This window comes from Roseateles sp. L2-2 (assembly GCF_050613215.1).
GTDB lineage: Bacteria > Pseudomonadota > Gammaproteobacteria > Burkholderiales > Burkholderiaceae_C > Roseateles > Roseateles noduli.
The window spans coordinates 83,664-102,425 of sequence record NZ_CP192509.1; the positions used below are offsets into that span (position 1 = coordinate 83,664).

18 protein-coding genes are annotated in these 18,762 nt (G+C 68.8%); 8 read left to right on the top strand and 10 right to left on the bottom strand.

The genetic code is table 11. From position 1 onward, the window contains the following. Positions 1-25: 25 nt before the first annotated feature. Positions 26-1,189: a mandelate racemase/muconate lactonizing enzyme family protein gene (locus ACQZ13_RS00440; protein WP_088408086.1), complete on the bottom strand. Its 1,164-nt coding sequence runs from the start codon at positions 1,187-1,189 to the stop codon at positions 26-28. 159 nt (positions 1,190-1,348) lie between these two features. On the opposite strand from ACQZ13_RS00440, the gene ACQZ13_RS00445 reads away from it, so the two are divergent. Together ACQZ13_RS00445 and ACQZ13_RS00450 are read left to right on the top strand one after the other, a co-directional pair. Beyond that, positions 1,349-2,275, top strand: a complete 927-nt coding sequence (locus ACQZ13_RS00445) for a LysR substrate-binding domain-containing protein (RefSeq protein WP_431049334.1) — start codon at positions 1,349-1,351, stop codon at positions 2,273-2,275. A 186-nt stretch (positions 2,276-2,461) separates the two neighbouring features. Further along, positions 2,462-3,451, top strand: a complete 990-nt coding sequence (locus ACQZ13_RS00450; RefSeq protein ID WP_431049335.1) for a tripartite tricarboxylate transporter substrate-binding protein — start codon at positions 2,462-2,464, stop codon at positions 3,449-3,451. 81 nt (positions 3,452-3,532) lie between these two features. Here ACQZ13_RS00450 and ACQZ13_RS00455 read toward each other — a convergent pair whose 3' ends face one another. Next, on the bottom strand, positions 3,533-5,764 hold the full coding sequence (locus ACQZ13_RS00455; RefSeq protein ID WP_431049336.1) for a M3 family metallopeptidase: 2,232 nt from the start codon (positions 5,762-5,764) through the stop codon (positions 3,533-3,535). 194 nt (positions 5,765-5,958) lie between these two features. Between ACQZ13_RS00455 and ACQZ13_RS00460 the strand changes: the two genes are divergently transcribed. Further along, positions 5,959-7,002, top strand: a complete 1,044-nt coding sequence (locus tag ACQZ13_RS00460) for a Gfo/Idh/MocA family protein (protein WP_431049337.1) — start codon at positions 5,959-5,961, stop codon at positions 7,000-7,002. A gap of 35 nt (positions 7,003-7,037) precedes the next feature. Continuing rightward, a complete protein-coding gene (locus tag ACQZ13_RS00465; RefSeq protein ID WP_431049338.1) occupies positions 7,038-7,598 on the top strand; it encodes a GNAT family N-acetyltransferase in 561 nt (186 codons plus the stop codon). 50 nt (positions 7,599-7,648) lie between these two features. On the opposite strand, the gene ACQZ13_RS00470 is transcribed toward ACQZ13_RS00465, so the two are convergent. From ACQZ13_RS00470 to ACQZ13_RS00495, 6 genes are all read right to left on the bottom strand, one after another. Next, positions 7,649-8,056, bottom strand: a complete 408-nt coding sequence (locus tag ACQZ13_RS00470) for a hypothetical protein (protein ID WP_431049340.1) — start codon at positions 8,054-8,056, stop codon at positions 7,649-7,651. A 36-nt stretch (positions 8,057-8,092) separates the two neighbouring features. Then, entirely contained in the window at positions 8,093-8,806 is a 714-nt protein-coding gene (locus tag ACQZ13_RS00475) for a Bax inhibitor-1/YccA family protein (protein ID WP_431049342.1), read from the bottom strand. A gap of 117 nt (positions 8,807-8,923) precedes the next feature. Next, entirely contained in the window at positions 8,924-9,862 is a 939-nt protein-coding gene (locus tag ACQZ13_RS00480) for a LysR family transcriptional regulator (RefSeq protein WP_067280298.1), read from the bottom strand. A 302-nt stretch (positions 9,863-10,164) separates the two neighbouring features. Continuing rightward, positions 10,165-11,376, bottom strand: coding sequence for a trans-sulfuration enzyme family protein (locus tag ACQZ13_RS00485; protein ID WP_431049343.1), 1,212 nt, complete (start codon positions 11,374-11,376; stop codon positions 10,165-10,167). Beyond that, positions 11,373-12,791 (bottom strand): pyridoxal-phosphate dependent enzyme, encoded by a 1,419-nt coding sequence (locus ACQZ13_RS00490; RefSeq protein WP_431049344.1) that lies wholly within the window; start codon positions 12,789-12,791, stop codon positions 11,373-11,375. The genes ACQZ13_RS00485 and ACQZ13_RS00490 overlap by 4 nt, the downstream gene beginning before the upstream one ends. Before the next feature lie 159 nt (positions 12,792-12,950). Continuing rightward, complete coding sequence (locus ACQZ13_RS00495) at positions 12,951-13,973, bottom strand: isopenicillin N synthase family dioxygenase (protein ID WP_431049345.1); 1,023 nt, start codon at positions 13,971-13,973, stop codon at positions 12,951-12,953. A gap of 185 nt (positions 13,974-14,158) precedes the next feature. On the opposite strand from ACQZ13_RS00495, the gene ACQZ13_RS00500 reads away from it, so the two are divergent. The 4 genes from ACQZ13_RS00500 (at position 14,159) to ACQZ13_RS00515 (ending at position 16,925) form a co-directional block, all read left to right on the top strand. Further along, the gene (locus ACQZ13_RS00500) at positions 14,159-14,995 is read left to right on the top strand and encodes an ABC transporter substrate-binding protein (RefSeq protein ID WP_431049346.1); all 837 of its coding nucleotides are present in this window, start codon (positions 14,159-14,161) and stop codon (positions 14,993-14,995) included. A gap of 94 nt (positions 14,996-15,089) precedes the next feature. After that, on the top strand, positions 15,090-15,791 hold the full coding sequence (locus tag ACQZ13_RS00505) for an amino acid ABC transporter permease (RefSeq protein WP_431049347.1): 702 nt from the start codon (positions 15,090-15,092) through the stop codon (positions 15,789-15,791). A 39-nt stretch (positions 15,792-15,830) separates the two neighbouring features. Further along, complete coding sequence (locus ACQZ13_RS00510) at positions 15,831-16,625, top strand: amino acid ABC transporter permease (protein ID WP_088408075.1); 795 nt, start codon at positions 15,831-15,833, stop codon at positions 16,623-16,625. A gap of 48 nt (positions 16,626-16,673) precedes the next feature. Further along, entirely contained in the window at positions 16,674-16,925 is a 252-nt protein-coding gene (locus ACQZ13_RS00515) for a type II toxin-antitoxin system VapB family antitoxin (RefSeq protein ID WP_431049348.1), read from the top strand. Positions 16,926-16,927: 2 nt separating this feature from the next. Here the strand turns inward: ACQZ13_RS00515 and ACQZ13_RS00520 are convergent, their stop codons facing one another. Both ACQZ13_RS00520 and ACQZ13_RS00525 read right to left on the bottom strand, forming a co-directional pair. Next, positions 16,928-17,818, bottom strand: a complete 891-nt coding sequence (locus ACQZ13_RS00520; protein WP_431049349.1) for an ABC transporter permease — start codon at positions 17,816-17,818, stop codon at positions 16,928-16,930. 10 nt (positions 17,819-17,828) lie between these two features. Next, on the bottom strand, positions 17,829-18,761 hold the full coding sequence (locus tag ACQZ13_RS00525; RefSeq protein WP_431049350.1) for an ABC transporter ATP-binding protein: 933 nt from the start codon (positions 18,759-18,761) through the stop codon (positions 17,829-17,831). Between the last annotated feature and the right edge of the window lies 1 nt (position 18,762).

Consider the following 18,762-nt stretch of genomic DNA (forward strand, 5'->3'; position numbering starts at 1 on the left):
TGGGGCCCGGGCAAAGGGAACGAACTCAGTCCGACAACGCCCGCATCACCGCATACAGATCCGACTTGCCTTCGAAGCCGATGCCCGGCAGGTCCGGCAGCGTGACGTAGGAGTTCTCCACCTTCACGCCGTCCGGGAAGCCGCCGAAGGGCTGGAACAGGTCGGGGTACGACTCGTTGCCGCCCAGGCCCAGGCCGGCCGCGATGTTCAGCGACATCTGGTGCCCGCCGTGCGGCACGCAGCGGCTCGCGGACCAGCCGTGTTCCTTGAGCATGTCCAGCGTGCGCAGGTACTCCACCAACCCGTAGCTCAGCGCGCAGTCGAACTGCAGCCAGTCGCGGTCCGGCCGCATGCCGCCGTGGCGGATCAGATTGCGCGCATCCTGCATGGAGAACAGGTTCTCGCCCGTCGCCATCGGGTTGGCGTAGTAGTTGCGCAGCGTCGCCTGCAGCTCGAAGTCCAGCGGATCGCCGGCCTCCTCGTACCAGAACAGGTCGTACTTCGACAGCGCCTTCGCATACGCGATCGCCGTGTCCAGGTCGAAGCGGCCGTTGGCGTCCACGCACAGCTTCTGCCCGTCGCCCAGCACGCTCAGGATCGAGTCGATGCGGCGCAGGTCCTCGTCCAGCGACGCGCCGCCGATCTTCTTCTTCACCACCGTGTAGCCGCGGTCGATGTAGCTGCGCATCTCGTCCTTGAGCTTGCCGTGGTCCTGGCCCGGGTAGTAATAGCCGCCCGCGGCGTAGACGAAGACCTTGCGGTCGGGCGTGCCGGTGCCGTAGCGCTCGGCCAGCAGCTGGAACAGCGGCTTGCCTTCGATCTTCGCGACCGCGTCCCACACCGCCATGTCGATGGTGCCGATGGCCACCGAGCGCTCGCCGTGGCCGCCCGGCTTCTCGTTGGTGAACATCGCGTCCCAGACCTTGTGCGCGTCCAGGATGCCTCGGCTGTCGAGCAGCGAATCGGGGTCGGCCTCGAGGATGCGCGGGATGAAGCGCTCGCGCATCAGCGTGCCCTGGCCGTAGCGGCCGTTGGAGTTGAAGCCGTAGCCCACCACCGGCTTGCCGTCGCGGATCACATCCGTGATGACCGCCACGAGGCTCAGGGTCATCTTGCTAAAGTCGATGTAGGCGTTGCGGATGGGGCTGCTGATCGGCAGCGTCTTTTCTCGGATCTCGACGATCTTCACGGGGAACTCCACTTCGGGTTGGCTTCGAACGGGTCGCATGATCCCGCCGGGCCCCCTCGCCAGGCCAATTCAGTTTTCGCAGCTTTTGATGCTTTGCGGGCACCGCCCCGCGCCGCCGCTCTCCCGCCAATCCCCCGCCACGACCGCCGCACCCTCGCCATGACGCTGAACCTGAGCTGGATCGATGACTTCATGGTGCTGGCCGCCAGCGGCAACTTCTCGCGCGCCGCGGAAGAGCGCCACATGACCCAGCCCGCCTTCAGCCGGCGCATCCGCGCGCTGGAGGAGTGGCTGGGCACCGACCTCTTCGACCGCAGCTCGCAGCCCGCGCGGCTGACCGACGCCGGCCTGTGGTTCCGCAAGACCGCGCAGGAGCTCCAGGCGCAGGTCGCCCGCGTGCCGGGCGAAGCCCGCGCCATCGCGGAAGCCAGCTCGCAGACGCTGCGTTTCGCGGCGACGCATGCGCTGTCGTTCTCGTTCATGCCGCGCTGGCTGCGTGCGTTGGAGGCGCGGACCCACGTCGGTCCGGTGAACCTCGTTTCCGACACCCAGCAGAAGTGCGAGGCGCTGCTGCTGCAGAGTCAGGTGCAGTTCGTGCTCGCGCACGGCCACCGGCAGGTGCCGGGGCCACTGGACGAAGCGGCGTTCGCCTGCGTCGTCGTCGGCCGGGATCAGCTGTTGCCGGTCTGTGCCCCCGACGCGACCGGCGAGCCGGCCCATCCGCTGTCGGCCGGCAAGGGAGGCAAGGGCGCCTCTGTGCCGCTGCTGGCGTACAGCTCGGAATCGGGGCTGGGGCGCGTCCTGCGCGAGGTCAAGGGCGCGGCGCTGGACCGGCTCCACGTGCAGCCGGTGTTCACGGCGCACCTGGCGTCGGTGCTTCGGACGATGGCGCTGGACGGCCGCGGCGTGGCCTGGCTGCCGAAGATCCTGATCGGCGACGACCTGGCCGCCGGGCGATTGGTGGTCGCGGGGGGCGAGGACTGGCACCTGGACCTCGACATCCGCCTGCACCGCGACCGCGGCGCGATGGGCGCGGCGGCGGAGACGTTCTGGAACGCGGTCGCCGGGAACGGCAGCCGGCAGTGACGGATCCGGCATGAACCTGCCATGAACGCGGATGTCGCGCAGCGCCCCCGCGGTGCCGGCGCGGCATCAAAGCCAACAAATCCGGCATTGGTGTGAAGCGGCGCGGGTCTCGATGATGGGTGCTGGCCGGGGCGGTCGCCTCGGGCAGAGCCACAGATCCCATCAGAGGACATCGAGGAGACACGCATGGAGAAGATCCGCAGGCGGCTGGCGTTGACCGGCATCGCGGTGGCGCTGGGCGTCGTGACGACGCTGGCGCGGGCCGAGTTCCCGGACAAGCCGGTGACGCTGATCGTGCCGTTCGCGGCCGGCGGGCCGTCGGACAAGATCGCCCGCGACCTGGCCGAGGCGCTGCGCAAAAAGCTCGGCCAGACTGTGATCGTCGAGAACGTCGGCGGCGCCGGCGGCACGCTGGGCACCTCGCGCGTGGCCAAGGCGCCGCCCGACGGCTACACGCTGCTGGTGCACCACATCGGCTTCGCCACCGCGCCGTCGCTCTACCGCAAGCTGCCCTACCAGGGCATCAACGACTTCGCCTTCCTCGGCCTGATCAACGAGGCGCCGTCCACGCTGATCGCCAAGCCGACGATGCCGGCCAGGACCTTCGACGAGCTGCGCAAGTTCATCTCCGCCGATCCGACGAAGATCAACCTCGCCCATGCCGGCGTGGGCTCCGCGTCCCAGCTGTGCGGCCTGATGCTGCAGGCGGCGATGAAGACCAACCTGACCTCGGTCCCGTACAAGGGCACCGGCCCGGCGATGACCGACCTGATGGGCGGCCAGGTCGACATCATGTGCGAGCAGGCCACCAACGCCGTGCCGCAGATCGAGGGCGGCAAGGTCAAGGCCTATGCCGTGACCAGCACGCAGCGCATGACGCTGCCTGCGCTCGCGGCGCTGCCGACGCTGTCGGAAGCCGGTCTGAAGGACTTCAGCGTGACCGTCTGGCACGGGCTCTACGCGCCCAAGGACACGCCCGCGCCGGTGCTGAAGAAGCTCAACGACGCGCTCAAGGCGGCGTTGAAGGACCCGGACCTGATCAAGCGCTCGGAAGCGCTGGGCATCAGCGTCGTCAACGACGGACGCCTGGAGCCGGCCGGCCACAAGCACTTCGTCGAGACCGAAGTCGCGCGCTGGAAGAAGGTGATCGAGGCGTCGGGGCAGTACGCCGATTGAGGCGCCAACCGACGCTTCAACCGAGGCGTCGATCGATGCGATGAGCGACGACCCACCTCCCGGTGGGTCGTCTCTTTCCGGTCACTGGGGCGTCGAGGCCTGCGGCTTGCCGGCCGTGCGGGTCTTCTCGATGACCAGGCCGCGGCGCTCCAGCAGCGGCTGGATCTGCGGCTCATGGCCGACGACGCCGCGGAACAGCGTCAGCGCGTCCTGGCTGCCGCCCTGCGACAGCAGCTTCGCGCGGAACGCATCGCCCAGCTCGCGCTTCAGACCGCCGTTGGCCTTGAACCACTGCACCGTGTTGGCGTCCAGCACCTCAGACCAGATGTACGCGTAGTAGCCCGCCGCGTAGCCGCCCATGATGTGGCTGAAGTAGGGCGTGCGGTAGCGCGGCGGCACCGCGTCGTAGTCGTAGCCTTCCTCGCGCAGCGCCTTGGCCTCGAAGGCCATCACGCCGTCGGCCGCGGGCACCTGGTCCAGCGGCAGCTGGTGCCAGCGCTGGTCCAGGCTCGCCGCGCTGAGGTACTCCGTCGTCGCGAAGCCCTGGTTGAACTGCTTGGCCGCCAGCACCTTGTCCAGCAGCGCGCGCGGCATCGGCTCGCCCGTCTTGTAGTGCTTCGCGTAGTTCGCCAGCACGCTCGGCCAGTCCGCCCACATCTCGTTGACCTGCGAGGGGTACTCGACGAAGTCGCGCGGCACCTTGGTGCCGGCCATGCTGGGGTACTTCACGTTCGAGAACATGCCGTGCAGCGCATGTCCGAACTCGTGGAACATCGTCGTCACCTCGTCCCAGGTCAGCAGCGTCGGCTTGCCGTCCGCCGGCTTGGGGATGTTGAGGTGATTCGCCACCACCGGCTTCTGGTTCATCAGCCCGCTCTGGTCGACGTAGGCGTTCATCCACGCGCCACCGCGCTTGGACGGCCGCGCGTACATGTCGGCGATGAAGATGGCCAGCTGCGAGCCGTCGGCGTTGAACACGTCGTAGACCAGCACGTCCGGGTGGTAGACCGGCAGGTCGTGGCGCTGCTTGAACTTCAGGCCGTACAGCTGCCCGGCCGCGTAGAACACGCCGTTCTCCAGCACGTTCTTCATCTCGAGGTAGGGCTTGAGCTGCGACTCGTCGAAGCCGTACTTCTCGGCCCGCAGCTTCTCGCTGTAGAAGCTCCAGTCCCAGGCCGCCAGCTGGAAGGTCGGGGCCTTCTTCGCCTTCTGCTCGCGGTCGATGATGGCCTGCAGCTCCGCGCCTTCGCGGCGCGCGGCGCCGACGGCCGCCGGCGCCAGCTGGCGCAGCATGCCGTTGACCGCCTGCTGGTTGCGGGCGGTCTCGTCCTTCAGCACGAAGTCGGCATGCGTCGCGAAGCCGAGCAGCTTCGCCCGCTCGGCGCGCAACGTGACCACGCGCGACACCAGCGCGGTGTTGTCGTAGGCGTTGCCGCGCGAGCCGCGCACCACCGAGGCTTCATAGATGCGCTGACGCAGCGCACGGTTCTCCAGCTGCGACAGCACCGGCTGGCCGGTCGTGTTCAGCAGCGCGATCAGGTACTTGCCGTCCAGGCCGCGTTCCTTCGCGGAGGCCGCGGCGGCGGAGATCTGTTCTTCGCTCAGGCCCTTCAGCTCGTCGACGCTGTCGACGGTCACCGCCGAGTCGTTCACTTCCGCCAGCACGTTCTGGTTGAAGCGCGCGCCCAGCTGCGCCATCTCGGCGTTGATGGCCTTCATGCGGGCCTTGCCGTCCTCGTCCAGCTTCGCGCCGGCGCGCAGGAACTGGTTGTACTGGCGCTCGATCAGGCGCTGCTCCTGCGCGCCCAGGCCGAGCGACGCACGGCGCTGGTACAGCGACTCGATGCGCGCGAACAGCACCGGGTTCAGCTGGATCGCGTCGCGGTGCGCGGCCAGCTTCGTCGCGTAGTCGGCCTGCAGCTTCAGGCGCGCGGGGTTGGCATCCGCGCCGGTCAGGCTCATCAGCAGCGTGGTCGCTCTGCCCAGCGTGCGGCCGCCGCGTTCGAGCGCGACGATGGTGTTGTCGAAGGTCGGCGCGGACGGGTTGTCGGCGATCGCGGCGACCTCGGCCAGCTGCTCGGCCATGCCCTGGTCGATCGCGGGACCGATGTCGGCGTCGCGGATCTTGTCGAAGGGCGGGTACTGCAGCGGCAGCGTGCTCGGGGCGAGCAGCGGGTTCGACACGGCGGCCGCGCTGGCCGCGGTCGCTTCCGCGGCGGGCGCGGCTGTCTGCGCCATCACGGGTGCGGTCACAGGAGCGATCGCGGTAGCGGTGAAGGCCACGGTGGCGGCCAGGACGAAAGGAATCCTCATGGGGGACGGGCCCGTCTTGTGGACGGGCGTTCGTGTTGTGCGAGGCCGCCACCTTAGCCGATGGCCCCGTCGAAACCGAAGGCCATGGGCGCCGTCCGCCCCGTGGAGAACCCGCCCCGGGACAACCCTGAGAGCCCCGCGATCCGGCGTCGACGCCGGTCCGCGACCGGTCCGCCGGATTAGCATCGCCGCACATGTCTGAACGCACCTTCCACTGGGCCGTGATCGGCCCCGGCTCGATCGCGCACCGTTTCGCCGAAGCCGTCTCGCAACTCGACGGCTGCCGCCTGCACGCGGTCTGCGGCCGCGATGCGCAGCGCGCGTCCGCGTTCGCCGAACGTTGGTCCCGGCCCGGAGAACCCGTCGTGCGCGCGCACACCGACCCCGCCGCGGTGATGGACGATCCAGCCGTCGACGGCGTCTACGTCGCGACGCCGCACGGCCAGCATTACGAGTACGTGCTCGCCGCGCTCCAGGCCGGCAAGGCCGTGCTGTGCGAGAAATCGCTGGTGCCCAACCAGGAGATGGGTCGCCGCCTGGTCGAGGCCTCGCGCACCCATCGCAGCTTCCTGATGGAGGCCGTGTGGACGCGCTTCCTGCCGCTCTACCAGGACCTCGCGGCCTGGCTGCGCGAGGGCCGTCTCGGCACGCTGCGCGGCATGCAGTCGAGCTTCTGCTTCCCCGCGCCCTACGACCCCGACAGCCGCATCTTCAGCCCCGCGCTGGCGGGCGGCGCGCTGCTGGACGTCGGCATCTACAACCTGACCTCGACGCGCTGGGTGCTGCAGCACGCGCTCGGCGAGGTGCCGCCGCTGGTGGACCTGGCGGTGAAGGCGCGGCTCGCGCCGACCGGCGTGGATGCGGGTCTCGCGGTGACGCTGGACTTCGGCGACGGACTGACCTCGCAGTTCCAGTGCGCCATCGACACCTTCGCGCCGAACACGATGCACATCCTCGGCGACGCGGGCGCGATCGTGCTGCCGGAGACCTTCTGGGAAGCGCGACGCGCCCAGTGGCTGCCGGCGCGCGGCACGCCCGAGACGATCGAGCGTCCGTTCGAGATCAACGGCTTCGAGAACGAGATCCGCGAAGCCATGCGCTGCGCGCGCGCCGGCGAGATCGAGAGCCCCGTGGTGCCGCATGCGGAGACGCTGGCGGTGCTGGGCTGGATGGACCGCATCCGCGCGCTCGCCGGCGTGAGATCGCCGTTCGACGACGCGTTCCCCCCAAGCGCCTGAAGAGCGCCGCAAGACAGCGACAGAAGAAAGCGACGATGGAGACAAGACCTTCCGACTTCGACGACTCGATCCCGGTCCCGCTGCCGGACAGTCCGGCCCTGAGGATCGAACGCGCCGCGCCCGACGATCTGCCGCGCATCGAGAACCTCATGCAGTTCTACAACTACGACCTGAGCGAGTGGACGCCGGTGGCGTTCGCGCACGAGGGCCGATACCAGCTGCGGCCCAAGGCGCCCTACTGGGCGCAGGACGACGTGCATCCGTTCCTGATCTGGGTCGGCGACGAGCTCGCCGGTTTCGCGGTGGTCGACAGGGAGTGCGAGCAGCCCGACTCCGACCACAACATGGGCTACTTCTTCCTTGCGCGGGGCTACCGCGGCCACGGCCTGGCGGCGCTCGCGGCGGGGGAAGTGCTGGCCCGTTTCCCCGGGCGCTGGGAGGTCTACCACCTGATGGCGAACACGCCGGCGGCGCAGTTCTGGCCGGGGGTGATCCGCAGCCGGGCGGCCGGGGAGATCGTCCGCGAGGTGCGCACCCTCCACGAGGACGAGTGCTGCCTCTACCGCTTCGTCGTTGCACTGCCCGCAGGCGCCTGAAACAGAAGAGGCGCCCTGGGGCGCCTCTTCATTCGTGTCGAAGGCCTGATTCAGCGCAATGCCGCCGCGCGAGGTCCGGTCGTCCCGGCGCTCGGCAGCCGCTTGATCAGGTGATTGAGCACCAGCGCGATCACGAGCAGCACCGTCAACCCGAACGCCCAGGTCACCCAGACCACTGGCACGAGCCAGCCGATCGCCGTGCCCGCCATCGGGGCGCCGGTGCCGGCCATCTCCAGCAGCCATTGCACGGTGCCTTGGACAGCCTCGAGCAGGCCGGTGTCGAGGAAGGGCTCGACCCAGGCGGGGAACTTGAACTCCACCGCGCTCTTGCCGAGCTCGGCCGCGCGGCCGGTGGAGAGGGCCTCCACCGTCCAGCGCACCAGGCCCGCCGTGGCCCAGGCCAGTCCGCTCCAGATCAGCGCGAACAGCCCGGTCACGGACCACAGGAAGGTCTTCATCGCGTGTCTCGCCTCAATCGTTCAGGACCTGTCCGTTCAGTCGTCGCTGGAGCCGGCGAAGCCGAAGATGCTCAGCAGGCTGGTGAACAGGTTGAACAGCGACACGAACAGGCTGACCGTGGCCATCACGTAGTTCCGCTCGCCGCCGTTCACGATCATGCTGGTGTGGAACAGGATCATGCCGGCCGACAGCAGCGCCACCACGCCCGAGACCACCACCGACAGCATCGGCAGCTGGAAGAACAGGTTGGCCAGGGACGCCAGGATCGCGATGATCATGCCGGCGAACAGGAAGCCACCCATGAAGCTGAAGTCCTTCTTGGTCGCCAGCACGTAGGCCGACAGCACCAGGAAGGTCGCGCCGGTGGTGCCCATCGCCATGGCGATGATGCTGGCGCCGCCGGCCATCTTCAGGATCGCGCCGAGCAAGGGGCCCAGCGTGTAGCCCATGAAGCCGGTCAGCGCGAACACCAGCGGCACCGAGGCGGCGCTGTTCTGCGTCTTGTGGATCGCGAACAGCAGGCCGAAGTAGCCGATCAGCGTGATGATCATGCCCGGCGCGGGCAGCCGGTACGCCACCGCGGCGGCCGCGACGGCGGCGCTGAACAGCAGCGTCATCGACAGCAGCGCGTAGGTGTTGCGCAGCACGCGCGCCACGTCGGCGCGCTGGGTGAAGACCGAATCGCCGCCGTGGGCGGTGGCGGGCGTCCAGCTCTGGGGGGACGCCGGTTGTCGTTGGAAGTCGCTCATGAGAAGTTCTCCTGGAGCTGGGGAAGTCGTGGAACCCGTTGGACGGGGAACGCGCTCGCGCGCGCATGAGGGGCTGACCTTAACGCCACCATCACATCGAATAAACCTGCTTAAAACTCATTTTGCTGAAGCAATTTCCGTCTCCAGTTCGTTCAGGTTGATCGGGGTGCCGCGGCGCTCCAGCAGCTTGGCGACCAGGGGGTGGTTCTGACCGCGGCGCGAGTAGATCGCGTGCACGTCTTCGACCACTTCGGTCTGGCCCAGCAGGTGCAGCCCGGCCATCAGCGACAGGTCGTCCGCGCCCAGGCGGCTGACCGGGAACACGCCCAGGCCGCGGGCGGCGAAGACGCTCATCAGCGCGCTGTCCTCGAACTCGCCGACGATCTGCGGGCGGATGTGGTGCTGTTCGAACCAGCGCTCCAGGCCCGAGCGCAGCGAGGCGTGGCGGGTCGGCAGCAGCACCGGCAAAGTCTCCAGCACGTACGGGAAGCCCTTGTTCGGCGCGCGACGGGCACGCTCGATCAGCTCGGCCGGGCCGTACCAGTCGACGGTGGTGCTCGCCAGCAGCTGGCTGGTGATGCGCAGCGTCGGATTGACCGGGGCGGGCTGGTCGGTGAGCACCAGGTCCAGGTGATGCAGCGCGAGTTCGCCGATCAGCTGGTCGACCTCGCCCTCATGGCAGACCAGGCGCAGCTGCGGGGTGTCCAGCACCGGGGCGAGCAGCGCGTGCGCGGCCAGCTTCGACAGCCCGTCGGACAGGCCCACCGACAGGCGCTGGACGCGCTGCGTGGCGGCCTCGTGAACCTCGTTGGGCACCATCTGGCCGATCTGGAAGATCTCCTCCGCCCGCGCGAACGCGGCCTGGCCGGCCTCGGTCAGCACCAGGCCGCGGCCTTCGGGCTTGAGCAGCTGGTGGCCCAGCGAACGTTCCAGCTCCCGCACCTGCGCGCTGATCGTCTGCACCGCCATGCCCAGGCGGTCGGCCGCCCGGGCGAAGCCGCCCTCCTTGGCGACGACCCAGAAGTAGTGGAGGTGACGGTAGTTGAGGGTGGACATGGCGGGGCCTCCGAAAAAGACGAACCGGGATGATAACGAACTTCGCTTAAACGGAAGTTAAGACAATCTAAGCGAAGGTTTTTCCGACAGCGTGTCGATCCGGTCAGGTGGAGTCCATGCCCCTGCCGGGTCGGTTCAGCGCGCGTTTGACGCGCATATCTTCACGCATTCTTCACGCCGCACTTCGTTTCTTGTGCGGATTGCAGTTCGGAAAAGCAGAACGCGCCTCAGGCCTCCCGGCCTGGGCGCGTTCAAGGCATCGCTCGGGGGGGCGTCGCGGACGACGCGTCGGAGCGGCGTCCTCAGATGGCGGCGAGACCCGCCTTCAGGTCGTCCCGCAGGTCTTCGATGTCCTCGATGCCGGCGGAGATCCGCACCAGCGAATCGGTGATGCCGAGCCGGTTGCGCGTCTCGACCGGGATCGACGCGTGCGTCATCAGCGCGGGCAGCGAGATCAGGCTCTCGACGCCGCCCAGGCTTTCCGCCAGCGAGAAGATCTGGACGCGTTCCAGGAAGCGGCGGGCGCCGGCCAGGTCGGTGTCGAGCTGGATGCTGATCATCCCGCCGCCGCCGCGCATCTGGCGCTTGGCCAGCGCGAGCTGCGGATGGCTCTCCAGGCCCGGGTAGTAGACGCGGCGCACCTTGGGCTGGGCTTCCAGCCAGCCGGCGAGTTCCAGCGCGCTCTCGTTGTGGCGCGCCATGCGCAGCGCCAGCGTCTTCAGCCCGCGCAACGCGAGGAAGCTGTCGAACGGGCCGGCGACCGAGCCGACGGCGTTGTGCAGGAACTCGAGCTGCTCGCGCAGCGCGGCCTGGCGCTGCTCGCCGCCGACCACCACCACGCCCGAGATCACGTCGCTGTGGCCGTTCAGGTACTTGGTGGCGGAGTGCATCACCGCGTCGAAGCCCAGTTCCAGCGGACGCTGCGACCAGGGGCTGGCGAAGGTGTTGTCCGCGATGGCCAGCGCGCCGTGCTCGCGCGCGATCTTCGCGACGGCGGCCAGGTCGGTCAGCGTGAGCAGCGGGTTGCTGGGCGTCTCGATCCAGATCATCTTGGTCTCGGGACGCAGCGCGGCGCGGACGTTCTCCGGCTTGCTGCTGTCGACGTAGGTGACCTGCAGGCCGGCGCTGCGCTTGCGCACGCGCTCGAACAGGCGGTAGCTGCCGCCGTAGAGGTCGTCGCCCGCGACGATGTGCGAGCCGGCGTCCAGCGTGTCCAGGATCGTGGCCATCGCGGCCAGGCCCGACGAGAAGGCGTAGCCCTGCACGCCGCCTTCCAGGCTGGCGATCGCGCGCTCGTAGGCCTGGCGGGTCGGGTTGTGCGTGCGGCCGTACTCGTAGCCCTGGTGCACGCCGGGGCTCTGCTGGCGGTAGGTCGAGGTGGCGTAGATCGGCGGCATCACCGCGCCGGTCGTCGGATCGGGATGCTGGCCGCCGTGGATGGCGCGCGTGTCGAAGCGCAGGTCGGCGCCGTGCAAAGGCGCGTGGCCCTGGTTGTCTTTGTCGTTGTGGCTCATGACAAGCCCTTTCGCAGGTGGTTCAAGAGATCGAAACGGGTGACGAGGCCGTGGAAGGCGTGATCGTCCGCGATCACGGCCACCAGGCCCTTGCGCAGCTGCGCGATCAGGTCGGACAGCGGCGCGCCGGGAGGCAGGGTCTGCACATCATGACTCATCGCGCTGTCCACGCTGTCCTTGAAGTGGCGCGCGTCCATGTGCATCTGGGCGAGCAGGTCGGACTCGTCGAGCAGGCCGACGAGCTTGCCGTCCTTGAGCACCGGCAGCTGCGAGACCTCGGCCTGGCGCATGCGCGAGAAGGCCGTGGCGAGGGTGTCCTCGGGGCTGACGCTGATGACGGCGCCGTCCTCGGGCAGGCGCGCGATCAGGTCGCGCAGGTCGCCCTTGGTGGCGCGCTTGAGCAGGCCCTGGTCGAACATCCACGGGTCGTTGTAGACCTTGGACAGATAGCGGGTGCCGGTGTCGCAGACCAGCGTGACGACGCGCTTGGGCGTGGTCTGCGCGCGGCAGTACTTCAGCGCCGCGGCCAGCAGCGTGCCGGTCGAGGAGCCGGCCAGGATGCCTTCGGCGCGGTACAGGTCGCGCGCGGTGGCGAAGCTTTCCTCGTCGGTGATCGAGTAGGCGTGGCGCACGCCGCTCAGGTCGGCGATGGGCGGGATGAAGTCCTCGCCGATGCCTTCGACGGCCCAGGAGCCGGCCTCGCCGAAGCTGCCGGTCTCGATGAAGTCCTTGAGGATGGAGCCCGCCGGATCGGCGAGCACCACGTCCAGCCCCGGACGCACCTTGGCGAAGAAACGCGACAGGCCGGTGATGGTGCCGCCGGAGCCCACGCCGCAGACCAACGCGTCGATGCGGTGGCCGACCTGCTGCCAGATCTCCGGACCGGTGGTGGTCTCGTGGGCCAGCGGGTTGTTGGGGTTGTTGAACTGGTCGGCGTACCAGGCGCCGGGGATGTCCTGGACCAGGCGCGCGGCGCGGTCCTGATAGTAGTCGGGATGGCCCTTGCCCACGTCGGAGCGCGTGATGTGGACCTCGGCGCCCAGCGCCTTCAGCTGCAGCACCTTCTCGGCGGACATCTTGTCCGGCACGACCAGCACGACGCGGTAGCCCTTGGCCCGCGCGACCAGCGCGAGCCCCAGCCCGGTGTTGCCGGCGGTCGCCTCGACGACCGTGCCGCCGGGCGGCAGCAGGCCGTCGCGTTCGGCGGCCTCGATCATCGACAGGCCGATGCGGTCCTTGATCGAGCCGCCGGGGTTCTGCGATTCAAGCTTCAGGAAGAGCTGGCAGGGGCCGGTGTCGAGCCGGTGCACGGGCACCAGCGGCGTGTTGCCGATGAGGTCCAGCACGGCGGGGCGCTCGACGGGACGTCCGGCGCGTTGCTGCTCGGGGGTGGAAGAGGTCTCCTTGGCACTCATGGGCGCTCCTTGTGATCCTGGTGGGATGGTCGGGCGACGCGTCCGGCGGGGGTGGTACCGGGCGCGGGCAAACCGCGTAGGTTATCCGCTGGAAGCAATGGCCTCCAAGCGCGGTTGTCGCAGCAGCTTATCCGCGGATGGCATGAGCGACCACCGTCCTCACGGCAGCACCGACGCGCCGAGTTCCGGGAACACCTTGCCGACCTTGCCCATCAGGTACTCGCCGTAGGTGCCGGCGAAGACGTGGAGGTTGCTGGCGTCCCAGCGCGACGCGCTGTCGTCCTCGGCCGGCGGCAGGCCGGGGATCGGCTGGACGCGGCTGGTGAAGGACGGATCGAGGAAGAGCGGCACCGACAGCCGGTCGTGCGTGCCGCGGTTGAGCTTCACGCGATGCGGCGTGCTGCGGTAGAGCCCGGCGGTCATGCGGTCCAGCATGTCGCCGATGTTGCTGACGAAGGTGCCGGGCATAGGCGGCGCCTCGATCCAGCCGCGACGGCCGTGGACTTCGAGGCCGCCGCTGTCGTCCTGGTAGAGCAGCGTGAGCAGGCCGTAGTCGGTGTGCTCGCCGACACCCCAGGGCGCGTCGACGGCGGCCTCGTCCGGCACGACGGGATAGTTGAAAAGCCGCAGCAGCACCAGCGGATCCGCGGTGGCGTGCGTCAGGAAGTAGGCCGGCGGCAGATCGAGGCTGAGCGCGATGCCGCCCAGCACGCGCTGGCCGACGGCGGTCACGGCGGCGAGGTAGTCCAGCACCGTGTCCCTCAATCCCGGCACGTCCGGCCAGAGGTTGGCGCCGTGCAGCGGCATGCCGGCCAGCACGCGCGGATCTTCCGGCGGGAGCTCCGCGCCGAGGTACAGCCCTTCCTTCCAGTCCGGCCGTCCCGAGGTCAGCTCGCCGCCGGCGCTGAAGTAGCCGCGCCAGGCGCGACCGCCGTCGGTCATCGGCCAGCGTTGCTTCTGTTCCTCGGGCAGCGCGAAGAACACGCGCGCCAGCCGGTCGAGCCTGTCGATCAACGCGGGGTCGACGCCGTGGTGGCTCACATAGAAGAAGCCGTGCTCGCGACAGGCCTCGCCGATCTGGAGGGCCGCGCGATGACCGCCGGGCGAGGCCGGATCGGCACTCGCCGGATCGTGCAGGCCCGAGATGTCGATGACGGGCACGCGGTCGTGGAGGAGGCTCATGGCCTGAGCATGCCGCAAGCGCGAGACCGCGTCGACGAAGGGGACGCAGAACGGGACGTGCGAAAGCCGCGCATGCATATGCCCAACCGTTCGTTCCGCGTGAAGGCCGGCGTTCCTAAGCTGATGTCCATCGTGAAGCAGCGCTCCCAGCGCTCCACCGACTTCAAAAGAAGGACTCCGACGCCATGACCTTGAACGTGACCCGCCGCGCCGTGCTCGTGATCGCCACCTCGGCCGCCATGCTGGGCATCGCCCACGCGGACCAGCTGGACGACATCAGGAAGAAGGGCGAGCTCGTGGTGGGCGTGCTCGGCACCGACGAGCCCAACAGCTTCATCGATCCGAAGACGCGCGAGATCGTCGGCTACGAGGTCGACCTGGCGAAGGCGGTGGCGCAGAAGCTCGGCGTGAAGCTGCGCCTGAAGCAGCTGGCGGTCGCCGCGCGCATCCCCGAGCTGCAGCAGGGCCACGTGGACGTGCTGGCCGCGAGCCTCACGCACAACAAGGAACGCGAGGCGGTGATCGACTTCTCGCTGACCACCTTCGTCACAGGCCAGAAGGTGCTGGTCAAGAAGGACAGCGGCATCAAGGCGCTGAACCAGCTGGCCGGCAAGAAGGTCGTGACCATCAAGGGCGGCACGCAGGAGCCCAACGTCCGCAAGGCCGTGCCGTCGGTGGACGTGGTCACCTTCGACACCGGTCCGCAGGCCTTCCAGGCGCTGCAGCAGGGCAAGGGCGTGGCGTTCGTCAACGACGAGGTGTCGCTGCTCGACCAGTACGCCAAGCTCGGTCCGGCCGCGTCGCAGTACGAGATCCTGTCGGCCAACCTCAGCGTGGAACCGCTGGCGCTGGGCCTGCGCAAGGGCGAGACCAAATTGAAGGCGCAGGTGGACGGCGCGCTGCGCGAGCTCGAGGCCGACGGCACCGCCGAGCAGCTCTTCAACAAGTGGTACGGACCGTCTACGCGTCTGAAGTTCCAGACGCGCAGTTTCAAGATCGATAGCGACCAAGTGGAGGGCTGAGCACGACCCAGATGAACTGATCTACCTTGTCATCCGATGCGAGCACGCCCCGGCTTAGTCCGGGGCGTTGTTTATTGCGGGAAGCGTCGATTCCATGCCTCATCTCGATTTCTCGGTACTGCTGCAAGGGCAGTTCCTCGACTGGCTGCTGGCCGGCGTGCGGCTGTCGCTGACGCTGACGGTGCTCGCGCTGGTGATCGCGCTGCCGCTGGGCGCGCTGATCGCACTGGCGCGGCTGGCACCGTTCCCGCCGCTGCGCGCACTGGCGTGGACCTACGTCGAAGCGGTGCGCAACGTGCCGCTGCTGGCGCACATGCTGTTCTGGTATTTCGCAGTGCCGGAGCTGCTGCCCGATGGCGTCAAGGCCTGGCTCTACGCCGGCAACGTCGAGGCGGCGGCGGCGCTGGCCGCGCTGGTGGTCTACACGGCGGCGTTCATGGCGGAGGACGTGCGCTCCGGGCTGCGGTCGGTGCCGCCGGGGCAATGGGAAGCGGCGAAGTCGATGGGCCTGCGCTTCGCCGGCTCGGTGCGATGGGTCGTGCTGCCGCAGGCGCTGCGGGCGACGGTTCCGCCCTTGATCTCGCAGACCTTGAATCTCTGGAAGAACACCAGCATCGCGACGGTGGTCGGCGCCGCGGAGCTGATGTACCAGGCGCAGCGCGTGGAGTCCGCGACCTTCCGCGGCTTCGAGACCTTCGCGATGGCGACGGCGACCTACCTGGGCGTGTCGATGCTGATCACCGGCGCGGGCGTGCTGTACCAGCGGCGGTATCCGGTGCGGCCGTCCGGCCATTGAGGCGGTCGTGATGACCAGGAGCACCAGGAGCGCATCGCGATGAGCATCGCCGAAATGATCGACACCTACTGGCTCTACGTGCTGGTGGGGCAGTACCCGAACGGACCGCTGGGCGGACTGGCGCTGACGGTCGTGCTGGCGGCGCTGGGGCTGCTGCTGGCCTTGCCGCTGGGCGTGCTGCTCGGTGTCGCGCGCGTGAGCCGGCGCGCCTGGCTGCGCTGGCCGGTGACCGCGCTGGTTTACGTCGTGCGCGGCACGCCGCTGCTGATGGTGGTGTTCTGGGCCTACTTCTTCCTGCCGGCGGTGACCGGCCACAAGACGGACCAGTTCAACACGATGCTGGCGGCGCTGGTGATCTTCGACGCCGCCTACCTGGCCGAGATCGTGCGCGCCGGCCTGCAGTCGTTGCCCTCGGGACAGCGCCTGGCCGCCGAGGCGCTGGGCATGTCGCGGGGTCAGTCCTTGCGGCTGGTGCTGCTGCCGCAGGCGCTGCGCCACATGCTGCCCTCGCTGGTCAACCAGTTCGCCTCGACGATCAAGGAGACCTCGCTGGGCACGATCATCGGGCTGTCGGAGCTGTCCTTCATTGCCGGCCAGGTGAACGCGCAGGTGCTGGTGCAGCCGGTCGCGGTCTACGGCACCTTGGCCGGGTGCTACTTCGTGATGTGCTTCGGGCTGTCGCGCCTCGCGCACGCGGTGGAGCGGAGAAGCAGCCGCCAGCGCGCTACACCCGTCACCGTACCCTCGACGGTCGACCGCTTCTACGCATTCATGCGATGGGTACTACGGAATCCAGTGAGCACGCTGGCAAGGAACACAAGAACCAGTCAGTGACGGAAGAGGGCGATGGGATCAACCTAGCAACTTCGCGATTCGAGGTGTGTGTCGAGTCACTGGAACGGTTTCGGTGACAACACCTCGAAGCAAATCCCGCAAAGGAAGACCGTGATCGATCAAGCTCTCTACCAACGCGCCCTCGCCGTCGCCGACCAGCCCGTCGAGGAGCGCGATCTCATCAATGCGGCACTCCGCGCATTCATCGCCCGCCAAGCTCAGTTCAGGCTTGCCGGCATGGGGGGAACCGCTCCCGATCTCCCCGATGTTCCTCGCCGTCGCCCGGACGAATCAGCGTGAACTCACCGCTGCATGCCCCAGCGCGTGACCGTCGCCTTCTCGATGGTGCTGAAGACGAGGCGTTCGACGAGCCATCCGATCAGGATGACCAAGGCCAGGCCTGCGAAGACCCGGTCAGTCTGCAGTTCGTTGCGGTTCTGGAAGATGTACCAGCCCAGACCGCCCTGGCCGGAGGAAGCGCCGAAGAACAGCTCGGCGGCGATCAGCGTCCGCCATGCGAAGGCCCAACCGACGCGCAGCCCTGACAGGATCGACGGCAGCGCCGCCGGCAGCAGGATCTGCGCGACGTAGCGCGGTCCCGTGAGTCCGTAGTTTCGGCCCGCCATGCGCAGCGTCTCCGGCACGGACGAGAAACCCGCCGATGCCGCCAAGGCCAGCGGCCACAGCACCGCGTGCACGAGCACGAAGATCAGACTCCCCGAACCCAATCCGAACCACAGCAGCGCCAGCGGCAGCAAGGCGATCGCCGGCAGCGGGTTGAACATCGCCGTCAGGCTGGACAGCAAGTCCCGACCCCAGCGCGACGAGGTCGCCAGCGCGGTCAGTCCGAGCGCGAGCACCACACCCAAGGCATAGCCCTGCAGCAGCAGCTTCAGCGAGATCCCCGCCCGCACCAGCAGTTCGCCGCCGTACAAGCCTTCCCACAGCGCCCGCGCCGCGGAGATGAACGAGGGGAACAGCAGATCGTTGTCCGCCGCGCGCGCAGCGACTTCCCAGAGCGTGGCCAGCAGCGCCAGCAACGCGGCCTGACGCCACGCGCTCGAATCCAGCGCACGACGCCAGAGCGGCGTCGATGCCACCGGCACGGGCACGTAGTCGGCGAGCGTTTCCTCGCGCTCGGCGCGCAGGGGCGGATCGAGCGGCCGCTGCGTCGGCAGCACGGTGACGGTCATCGGCGAATCCTCAGTTCAGGGCCACAGCGGCAGAGGCAGCCGTCGGGGTGGCCGCAGTGGCGGCGGCAGTCGCCGCAGCCGAAGCCGTCGACTCCGCGATCGGCTCATCGCCGAAGAGCAGGTGCTCGATGCGCTGCGCCTGCGCGGCGCGCTGCGCCGGTGTCAGGCCTTGCGCGTTCAGCTCTGCCCGCACCCGTCCCGGATGCGGCGACAGCACCAGCACCCGATGCCCCACGATCAGCGCTTCCTCGATCGAATGGGTCACGAAGAGCAGCGTGAAGCGCTCCTGCTCCCACAGCGCGAGCAGCTCGTCCTGCATGCGCCGGCGCGTCAGCGCGTCGAGCGCCGCGAACGGCTCGTCCATCAGCAGCACGCGCGGCTTCATCGCCAGCGCGCGCGCGATCGCGACGCGCTGCTTCATCCCGCCGGACAGCTGATGCGGATACGCCGATGCGAAGTCGCTCAGCCCCACGCGCGACAGCCAGTCGCGCGCCCGCTCCAGCGCCTGCTTGCGCGACGCGGTGCCCGACGCGACCAGCGGGAACGCCACGTTCTCCAGCACCGTCTTCCACGGCGGCAGCTGGTCGAATTCCTGGAACACCGCGATGCGGTCCGGTCCCGGTCCGTTCACCGGCTGGCCGTCGACAAGAATGTGTCCTTCCGCCGGCGTGACGAAACCGCCGACCGCCTTCAGCAGCGAGGACTTCCCGCAACCCGAGGCGCCCAGCAGCACGAAGCGCTCCGACGGCAGCACGTCGAAGCCGACGCGATGCGTCGCGCGGACCACCCCGCGATCGCTCTTGTAGTCGAGGCTGACGCCGTCGACCCGCAAGCGCGCTTGCCGCTCCTGCGGGAGCGCGCCCGCCTCGCCTCTGCCCGCGTCGCAAGCGTCGCACGCCCCGAAGGCAGGCACCGCGTCGAGCTGCTCCAGCACCGCGCTCATG

Excerpts from the sequence above, each read along its gene's own strand:
- ACQZ13_RS00445 (WP_431049334.1), top strand. The coding sequence starts at position 1,349 with ATGACGCTGAACCTGAGCTGGATCGATGACTTCATGGTGCTGGCCGCC.
- ACQZ13_RS00450 (WP_431049335.1), top strand. The coding sequence starts at position 2,462 with ATGGAGAAGATCCGCAGGCGGCTGGCGTTGACCGGCATCGCGGTGGCG.
- ACQZ13_RS00455 (WP_431049336.1), bottom strand. The coding sequence starts at position 5,764 with ATGAGGATTCCTTTCGTCCTGGCCGCCACCGTGGCCTTCACCGCTACC.
- ACQZ13_RS00460 (WP_431049337.1), top strand. The coding sequence starts at position 5,959 with ATGTCTGAACGCACCTTCCACTGGGCCGTGATCGGCCCCGGCTCGATC.
- ACQZ13_RS00465 (WP_431049338.1), top strand. The coding sequence starts at position 7,038 with ATGGAGACAAGACCTTCCGACTTCGACGACTCGATCCCGGTCCCGCTG.
- ACQZ13_RS00470 (WP_431049340.1), bottom strand. The coding sequence starts at position 8,056 with ATGAAGACCTTCCTGTGGTCCGTGACCGGGCTGTTCGCGCTGATCTGG.
- ACQZ13_RS00475 (WP_431049342.1), bottom strand. The coding sequence starts at position 8,806 with ATGAGCGACTTCCAACGACAACCGGCGTCCCCCCAGAGCTGGACGCCC.
- ACQZ13_RS00480 (WP_067280298.1), bottom strand. The coding sequence starts at position 9,862 with ATGTCCACCCTCAACTACCGTCACCTCCACTACTTCTGGGTCGTCGCC.
- ACQZ13_RS00485 (WP_431049343.1), bottom strand. The coding sequence starts at position 11,376 with ATGAGCCACAACGACAAAGACAACCAGGGCCACGCGCCTTTGCACGGC.
- ACQZ13_RS00490 (WP_431049344.1), bottom strand. The coding sequence starts at position 12,791 with ATGAGTGCCAAGGAGACCTCTTCCACCCCCGAGCAGCAACGCGCCGGA.
- ACQZ13_RS00495 (WP_431049345.1), bottom strand. The coding sequence starts at position 13,973 with ATGAGCCTCCTCCACGACCGCGTGCCCGTCATCGACATCTCGGGCCTG.
- ACQZ13_RS00500 (WP_431049346.1), top strand. The coding sequence starts at position 14,159 with ATGACCTTGAACGTGACCCGCCGCGCCGTGCTCGTGATCGCCACCTCG.
- ACQZ13_RS00505 (WP_431049347.1), top strand. The coding sequence starts at position 15,090 with ATGCCTCATCTCGATTTCTCGGTACTGCTGCAAGGGCAGTTCCTCGAC.
- ACQZ13_RS00510 (WP_088408075.1), top strand. The coding sequence starts at position 15,831 with ATGAGCATCGCCGAAATGATCGACACCTACTGGCTCTACGTGCTGGTG.
- ACQZ13_RS00520 (WP_431049349.1), bottom strand. The coding sequence starts at position 17,818 with ATGACCGTCACCGTGCTGCCGACGCAGCGGCCGCTCGATCCGCCCCTG.
- ACQZ13_RS00525 (WP_431049350.1), bottom strand. The coding sequence starts at position 18,761 with ATGAGCGCGGTGCTGGAGCAGCTCGACGCGGTGCCTGCCTTCGGGGCG.